At 61.8% G+C, this 7782-nt stretch carries 4 protein-coding genes and 3 pseudogenes; 4 read left to right on the top strand and 3 right to left on the bottom strand.

Translation table 11 applies throughout. The features are described from left to right. Positions 1-437, bottom strand: a 437-nt coding sequence (locus AWB81_RS29425; protein ID WP_445344343.1) for a DDE-type integrase/transposase/recombinase, incomplete at its 3' end; no start/stop codon positions are given. A 689-nt stretch (positions 438-1126) separates the two neighbouring features. Next, positions 1127-1398: pseudogene (locus AWB81_RS47130) on the bottom strand (IS3 family transposase); the annotation flags it as partial. Between the two features lie 292 nt (positions 1399-1690). On the opposite strand from AWB81_RS47130, the gene AWB81_RS47125 reads away from it, so the two are divergent. Together AWB81_RS47125 and AWB81_RS47120 are read left to right on the top strand one after the other, a co-directional pair. Continuing rightward, complete coding sequence (locus AWB81_RS47125) at positions 1691-2155, top strand: IS110 family transposase (protein ID WP_327372679.1); 465 nt, start codon at positions 1691-1693, stop codon at positions 2153-2155. Continuing rightward, on the top strand, positions 2127-2603 hold the full coding sequence (locus AWB81_RS47120; RefSeq protein WP_235025966.1) for a transposase: 477 nt from the start codon (positions 2127-2129) through the stop codon (positions 2601-2603). Before AWB81_RS47125 ends, AWB81_RS47120 begins: the two co-directional genes overlap by 29 nt. Before the next feature lie 361 nt (positions 2604-2964). Here the strand turns inward: AWB81_RS47120 and AWB81_RS29415 are convergent. Continuing rightward, a pseudogene (locus AWB81_RS29415) lies at positions 2965-3094 on the bottom strand (transposase); the annotation flags it as partial. Positions 3095-3671: 577 nt separating this feature from the next. Between AWB81_RS29415 and AWB81_RS48865 the strand changes: the two are divergent. Both AWB81_RS48865 and AWB81_RS29410 read left to right on the top strand, forming a co-directional pair. Further along, positions 3672-3983: pseudogene (locus AWB81_RS48865) on the top strand (toll/interleukin-1 receptor domain-containing protein); the annotation flags it as partial. 255 nt (positions 3984-4238) lie between these two features. After that, the gene (locus tag AWB81_RS29410) at positions 4239-7598 is read left to right on the top strand and encodes a tetratricopeptide repeat protein (protein ID WP_235025964.1); all 3360 of its coding nucleotides are present in this window, start codon (positions 4239-4241) and stop codon (positions 7596-7598) included. The last annotated feature ends 184 nt before the right edge of the window (positions 7599-7782 follow it).

Raw genomic sequence — 7782 nt, 5'->3', positions numbered from 1 at the left:
TGAACCCGAGCATCACGTTCACCCCGCGTTTTGATGTGCCGATGATCTTGCTCGATCCGGCTGTTCAGGTACTTCGAGGATCGTAATTTCGTTCGCCGGGGCAGCGACTCGTCGGACTTTAACTCGCGGACCGCTAGATGCGATGCCGCGTAACCGTCCAGATTGACCGTTGCGGGAGCGCGCGCCTGAATCCTGATCGCGTTCACGAAGAACGCCTTGGCTGACGCAACATCGTGCTTGGCGCTGAGGCGGAAATTGAGCGTCTTTCCCGCTCGGTCAACTGCGCGGTAAAAATAGGCCCATTTGCCACGGATCATTTCAGCGAGATCTCGGAAGCTAAGCTTGTAGCGCAGGTACCAACGCACGCAAAGGATAACTCCTTCACTGTCGAAATGGCGTCCATTGAACAGCCCGTCTATGCCTTTGAGCTTTCTCAGTGGCTCGTGCCCAAAAGCTCGAGCGCAACAGACCAACGAATCGCAATGCACCGCGACCCTCCAGTGGACGTGTCGAAACACAACTCTGCCACATTGATGCCGATCGGTTCTGGGGGACCTCAGCGTTCTTGCAGGACGCTGCGTCCCCGGAGGGAGAGCGATGTCCATTCCGTCTCGGCCTGCAACGCTCGCGCGATTACCCTCTGTTCCTGGCGGTACGCCGCACTACCACGCACAACTGGCCCGCAAGCCGGACAAGGCGGACGTGCGGGGAGCTTCGTTGCGCGTGCGCATGTACAAGATGATCGCTGCAAGAACAACAGGATGTCAGCCAAACGACTGCAAGGTAAGGCTAAGCCTGAAAAGCCTTCGTTTGTTCCGGACTGGGTCCGACCGCATGTTTTGGGGCAACACGCGAAAATCGCCGTGTCGGACGCGGGGCACATGGGACCGATATTAGCGTAGACGGCGGCGTCGCTGAGAGAGAAAAGTCGGTGCCTAGGAGTGCCGACAGCCGCGCCAGATGTTTTGGGCGCTGCAGCCGCGAGATGCAAGGTGGGAGGGCAATGACTTCGCGGTCGCCGTGACGGGCATTGAATAAGCCGTCGACACTTATGAGCGTACTCACTGCGCACTCGCTGCCTAGGCGCGAGGCGAGACGTGGCCTCGTTCGTTCGGACAGGATTTCCGACGCCCATGCATTTCATCAAGGTGCTGACGTGCCTGCGCCCGACCTTGATGTCTTCGCGACGCAGCAGCCATACCAGCAAATGGATGCTCGAGGTGAAACTCGTCAATCCGGCGCATCAATCAGATCCCCTTCGCTGACCCTACGCGATTGGTAATAGACGCTCGACCGGCTGATGACGACCAGCCGGGCCTGCCGTGTCACCGGTAGAGCGTGATCACGATCAATCATCGCCTTACGCCCAGCAGTCCCGCCTTGCTGAGCGCGCTTTCTAAGACATGATGGCCTCCAGGGAACGCGACGTTGACCGTTCATCCGATAATCGGACGACCTTCACTCAACGGCGGAGACAGTCACGGACAAGATCAGGTTTTATGCCGGGCTCGACGTGCACAAGGATTCGATTGCTATCGCATTTGCCGCGGCGTATTCACGGGACGATCTCACTTCGTCAACACGACCCGCTATAGCGTCATTTCGCTAACCAAAGCGCTTTCGAAGTTTGGCGCACCTTCGGAACTCAGTATTTGCCATGAGGCAGGCCCCTGCGGCTATGGGCTAGTGCGTGCACTGCGCGAGCAGGGGTATCACTGTGAAGTGGTTGCTCCATCGCGCGTCGCCTGACAGAATCAAGACGGACCGCCGCGACGCGCTACTGTTAGCGAGACTGCATCGAGCGGGCGAACTTGTGCCGGTTGCCGTTCCCGAACCGCAGGATGAAGCCATCCGAGACCTGGTTCGCGCTCGTGAGGATGCGGTGAGCGACCAGCGCAGAGTGCGCCAGAGGCTGAAATCCTTCCTGCTTCGCCATGGGCATGCTTATACCGGCACGCGCCGGGGACCGAAGAATGAGCTCTTTCTCTCCAAGATAAAGTTCGGAGATTCCGCCCAGCATATCGTCTTTATCGAGTACCGGATGGCGGTGCGGTTTGCCACCGAACTCGTCGAGCGCCTTACGCAGTCTCTGCGCGCCCCATGCCGAAACCTGGCGGTGGTTGCCGATGGTCAAAGGTCTGATGACCCATCGTAGTATCGACTTCATTTCCGCCCTGACCGTCGCTGAACTTGGCGACTTGCGCCGCTTCCCACATCCACGCGAATTCATGAGCTACCTGGGACTTGTGCCGTCGGAACACTCCAGCGGAAACTCAAAGCAACGGGGCAACGTGACGAAAACGGGCAACACGCACGTGCGCAGGATACTCGTCGAGGCAGCATGGAATTACCGGTTGCCGGCGCGAATCGTGAATCGCTCCAGCCTCGGCTGGAAGGGCAACCTCGGCACATCATCGACATCGCGTGGAAAGCGCAGTTTCGGCTCTGCCAAATATTCCGCCGCCTTCGGGCACGAGGCCGACATCAGAACGAGACGTGCCCTGCAATCGCTCGTGAACTATGCGGATTCATCTGGGACATCGGAACGCGACTGCAGCCAGCCTGAACATTTCGGCAATTTGTTATCCACGTCATTTCAGTAAAGGAGCTGCTATCGCAAGATCTCTATCTTCCACCTGATCGGTAACGCGGCACCGTGCGCGATGCGGGGAACCTTCGAGATTTTTTGTGAGCACGCGACTGCGTGATCTCCGTGGTTAAGAGCGAGGTAGCCCCGTGACGGAAAGATGAAATGCGTTAACCAGCCCGCGGATATGAGCTTGATCCATCGTCGATAAACAGCCCGTCTGCCGCGTTACGAATCAGGTTGGGTACGTACACTCGATATCGCGGCAGCGAGAACGGCGCTCGTCCTGCTTGCAAAAACAGGCCATATGAAAATCATTCTCCCATGTCAACTGCCCGATCATCGGCAACCCGCTCCTGCAACTCCTTCTTCTAGTCCGTGATCTGGTTCGGATGCACATCAAATTGCTGGGCCGGCTCTGCTAGCGTCTTGTCGCCCTTGAGCGCCTCGAGTGCCCATCTTTGACTTGAGCGCCGCTGACCGTGTCCGTCGGTTTCGTTTCGTCATCTTCTGGTTCCTTGTTGCCGGGCATTATGACCGACTCACGCCCCAGCATTTCCACTTACCAATCTGTCCGAAATCCCGGTGCCACCTCTGTCTCGCCGGTCGATCTGCCTTTGTAGGTCGCTCAGGCACGAGGTGGTGCTGTTGTACGCGCAGTCGATCGGGCCGTTTGTTCAGACAAACACGTCCGACGCCGCAGATGTTGCAGGAATTCTTTCACGTCGTTCAGTGCGGGGCGCCATCGCCACCTGCCCAATCAGCGTCCTGGCGCGAGGAAGAACGCTTGCAACATCAATCTCCGATGCTTATATCGCAACCCTGCGGCAGATCAAACACAGTGCATGGCGAAGTAGAACGGCACTCCGACGAACGAAAAACATGCTGGCTATGTCGGGAGCGTCGGCATTTCACTGGTACGTTGTCCTTGTTGCGCACTCGCCGCATTCAAGCTAACGGGCGGACAAGACCCGCTGGCCTCTTAACGCAAGAATCCGGCTCATGCAGGCGGCCCGAAGCTTCTAAGAGAATTCGCAGCGGTTGCACAGCAGGTGCACTATGATTTGTGCACCTGCGCGCTTCAATGCGCATGGGACAAAGCACGATCCATGGTTGGCGCGACCGAATGAACCATTCTCACTTTTCGAGCCTTCGACCTATGGAATACGCCCGGCAATCGATTTTCCTGAGCTATCGGTGCGGCAACCGGCCTTGGGCCGTTGCGATCTTCCAGCATCTGGAACGGCGTGGCCATGACGTGGTGTTCGATTTTCTCGACGTCGGCGATGGCGAATTCGAAGGCGTGGCGCTCGCGCATATCAAGGCGTGCACGCATTTTGTCGTGTTGCTTGCGCCGTCGGCGCTCGTGCAGTGCCGGAAGCCAGACGATCGGCTTCGTCGCGAGATCGAGGCTGCGCTCGATAGCGGTTGCCATGTCGTTCCCCTGATTGCAGGCGGCTTCGAGTTCGCCTCTCCAGCGATCGGGGCCCAGCTCACAGGCAAGCTCGCGCTACTCGCGGATCACGACCCGCTCATCGTTCAGGCCGATCGTTTTGATGAAGCGATGGCGCATTTGAACGAACGATGTCTGCATTTTCCGCCGAGAGATGCGCCAGTTGTGGAGGCAAACGGTTTCGCGCACGAAGCCGCGATGAACGAACAGGCCGCGGCGCGCTCGGCACCCGCGGTTGTTGAGGACGAACTCGCGGCGCAACAGTGCTTTGAGCAGGGCTTCATCGCGACGGCCCTTAGCGAAAAGTTGCGCTGTTACGGCGCGGCGATCGGCTTGCAGCCGGACTACGCGCTGGCGTATCGCGAGAGGGCGCTCGTGCTCGTCGCAAAGGGCAACACTAACGCCGCCCTGCAAGACTATGACTGCGCCATTCGCTGCAAACCCGATGACGTCGCCAGCTACATCGGCCGCGGCCATGCACGCAAGGCGCATGGGGATCTGGATGGCGCCCTGCGCGACTTCCGGCATGCCACCGACATTGCGAGCGGCTGCGTCGAGGCGTACGTCGCCTTGGGCGTCCTGCGCTCCGCGAACGGCGATTTCGACGGCGCGCTCGTCGATTTGAGCCGAGCCATCCGTCTCGCCCCCGGCGACGCCGCCGCACACCGGCACCGGGGGCACGTACGAGCGATGAAGCGCGACTTCGACGGCGCGCTCCGTGACTTCAGCGAAGCGATCCGGCTTCAGCCCGACTACGCTGCCGCGCATCATAGCCGAGGCAACGCGCGCAGCGACCAGGGCGACACGCAAGACGCGCTGATCGACTACGACGAAGCCATCCGCCTCAAGCCGAGCTTTGTCGAAGCGCATATCGACCGGGGCTGCGCACGCGGGGAGCAAGGCGACTTCCGCGGCGCGCTAAGCGACTTCGGCGAAGCCATCCGTTTGAGACCCGACTGCGCCGAGGCTTACCTCAACGCGGGGATCGCGCGTGCAGGCATCGACGATGTCGACGGCGCGCTGCGGGATTTCACCCATGCCATTCGCCTCGACGGCAGCGACGCACGCGCATTCCTCGAACGCGGGCGCTTGCGCGCGCGCAAGGGCGACGCCAACGGCGCGCTGGACGATCTCGACATCATGCTCCGGCTAGCGCCCGGCCATGCGCAGGCATACTGCACCCGGGCCGATGTACGCGCCGCCAAGGGCGATCTGGAAGGCGCGCTGAGCGATTACGACGCGGGGTTGCGCATCGACGCCGGCTACGCCGAGGCGCGTGTGAAGCGGGGACGATTGAGAGCACAGCGCGGCGATTGCGACGGCGCGCTGCACGATTTCACCGCAGCGATTCGCGTGCAGCCGGACTGCGCCGATGCGCACCTCGAACGGGGCATCGTGCGCGAGGCGCAAGGCGATCGGCAAGGCGCGCTACAGGACTTCGGAGAAGCGATCCGGCAGCGTCCGCGCGACGCGCGCGCCTATGCGCGGCGCGGCAACGCGCGCGTGCAACTTGGCGACGTCGAAGGCGCTCTCGAGGATCTGGACGACGCCATCCGGCTGGCCCCCGGCGATGCCGCCGCGTATCACGATCGCGGCCTCGTGCGCGTGCGCAAGGGCGATTTCGATCGGGCGCTAATCGACTTCAGCGATGCGATCCGGCTTCGACCCGACTACGTTGTCGCGTACAACAACCGGGGCAACGTCTTCTGCGACAAGGGCAATTTTGACGATGCGCTTCGCGATTACAGCGTCGCGCTGCGGCTCGATCCGGATTACACAGTCGCCTATCTCAACCGTGGCAATGCGCGTCGCGAGCGGGGCGACCTCAACGGCGCGCTGAGCGATTTCGACGCGGCGATCCGTATCGATCCCGGCTCGGCCGACGCGCACGGCATCCGCGCCCAGGTGCGCCTCGCGATGGGCGACGCGGATGGCGCGCTGCGCGATTTCAACAACGCGATCCGGCTCGAGCCGGGCCACGCAGCGGCTTACGTGATGCGATCCAGCGTGCACGCCGCGCACGGCGATGTGAACGGCGCACTAAACGACCTCAATGAAGCGATCCGTGTGAGGCCGCGCTTCGTGGACGCCTACGTCGCGCGCGGCACGATGCGCGCGGCGCATGGCGATCGGGACGGCGCGCTGCGTGATTTTGACGAAGCCATCCGTCTCGAGCCGGAGCGTATCGCTGTCTACCACCGCCGGGGCAACGTGCGGAGCGACGCCGGCGACCTCGACGGGGCGCTCAGGGATTACGCGCAGGCCATCCTGCTCGCGCCTGGCTTCGCCGGGGGCTACGTCGATCGCGGCGGCGCGCGCGGGCGCGCAGGAGATCTCGATGGTGCCTTGCAGGACCTCGACACGGCGATCAACCTCGCCCCCGATTGTGCCGGGGCGTACGTGAATCGCGGCATCGCGCGGGCAGCGAAGGGCCTTCTCGACGATGCGCTGAAGGACTACAACGCGGCCGTCAGTCTCGAACCCGGCCTTGCCGCCGCGTATTACAACCGCAGTGTTGCGCGCGCGAAACTGCTCGATGCAGACGGCGCGCTCGCCGATCTCGACCAGGCGATCGCGCTCGCGCCTGCCTTCGCAGCGGCGTACAACGACCGGGGCATCGCGCGTGCTTGCAAGGGTGACCTGTGCGCCGCGCTGCAGGACTTCGACGAAGCCTTCCGCCTTGGTCTCCATCACGCCGACGCGTACAGCAACCGTGGTAACGCCCGTCGCGACAGCGGCGACCTCGAAGGCGCCTTGTACGACTTCGACATGGCGATCCAGCTTGCACCAGACCATGTCGTCGCGTATGCAAGCCGTGGCGCGGCGCGCGCCCGCGCGGGCGACGTCGCGGGCGCGCTCGACGACTTCGACGAAGCCATCCGCCTGGATCCCGCCTACGCCGACGCCTACGCGCGCCGGGCGCGAGGACGCCATGATTGGGGCGATGCTGCGGGCGCGCTGAGCGATTACGACGAAGCGATCCGTCTTGCGCCCGATCACGCCGACGTCCGCAACGACCGCGGCCTCGCACGACGCGAACGGCATGATCTGCACGGCGCACTGGACGATTTGAATGTGGCGATTCGCCTGCGTCCCGCCCATCCCGACGCTTATAACAACCGTGGCGTCGTGCGCCGGGAACTGGGCGACGTCGAGGGCGCGCTGCGCGATTTTGACGAAGCGATCCGGCTCGCGCGCGGGCATGCGCTGGCGCACAACAACCGGGGCCTGGTGCGCCGGGATCGCGGCGACGCGACTGGCGCTTTGCAAGATCTCAACGAGGCGATCCGCCTGCAACCAGACGACGCGCTCGCATACAACAATCGCGGCGGAGCACGTGGCGAGCAGGGCGATGTGGACGGTGCATTGCAAGACTACGACATGGCGAATCGCCTCGGGCCATATGCGCCCAACGCGCAATGCAATTACGCGCAGCTTTGTGCTGAAATCGGCGAACGGCGGACCATGATGGACGATTACCGGCGTTATCTCGATCTTATTGCCGCGGCGCGCGGTGGAAATTCGATTCAATTTAAATCACCGCACACGGATTCATAAGAAATCCATAGCGGTAAACGCGGGGTTTTCGAGCGTTTCGCATTTGCCCTTCACGCGATAATACTTAGAGAATCCTTTCGATTTCTTATGTGATTGGTTAATTTGTTAAAAAGAGCAACGTAAAATGGCTTAAAGCGACGGCGGAAAATGCGTGTCGAATCGAACGAATTCCGCATGCAGGATG

This window comes from Caballeronia arationis (assembly GCF_001544975.2).
Lineage (GTDB): Bacteria > Pseudomonadota > Gammaproteobacteria > Burkholderiales > Burkholderiaceae > Caballeronia > Caballeronia arationis.
This window is presented reverse-complemented; position numbering and strand designations above follow the sequence as displayed.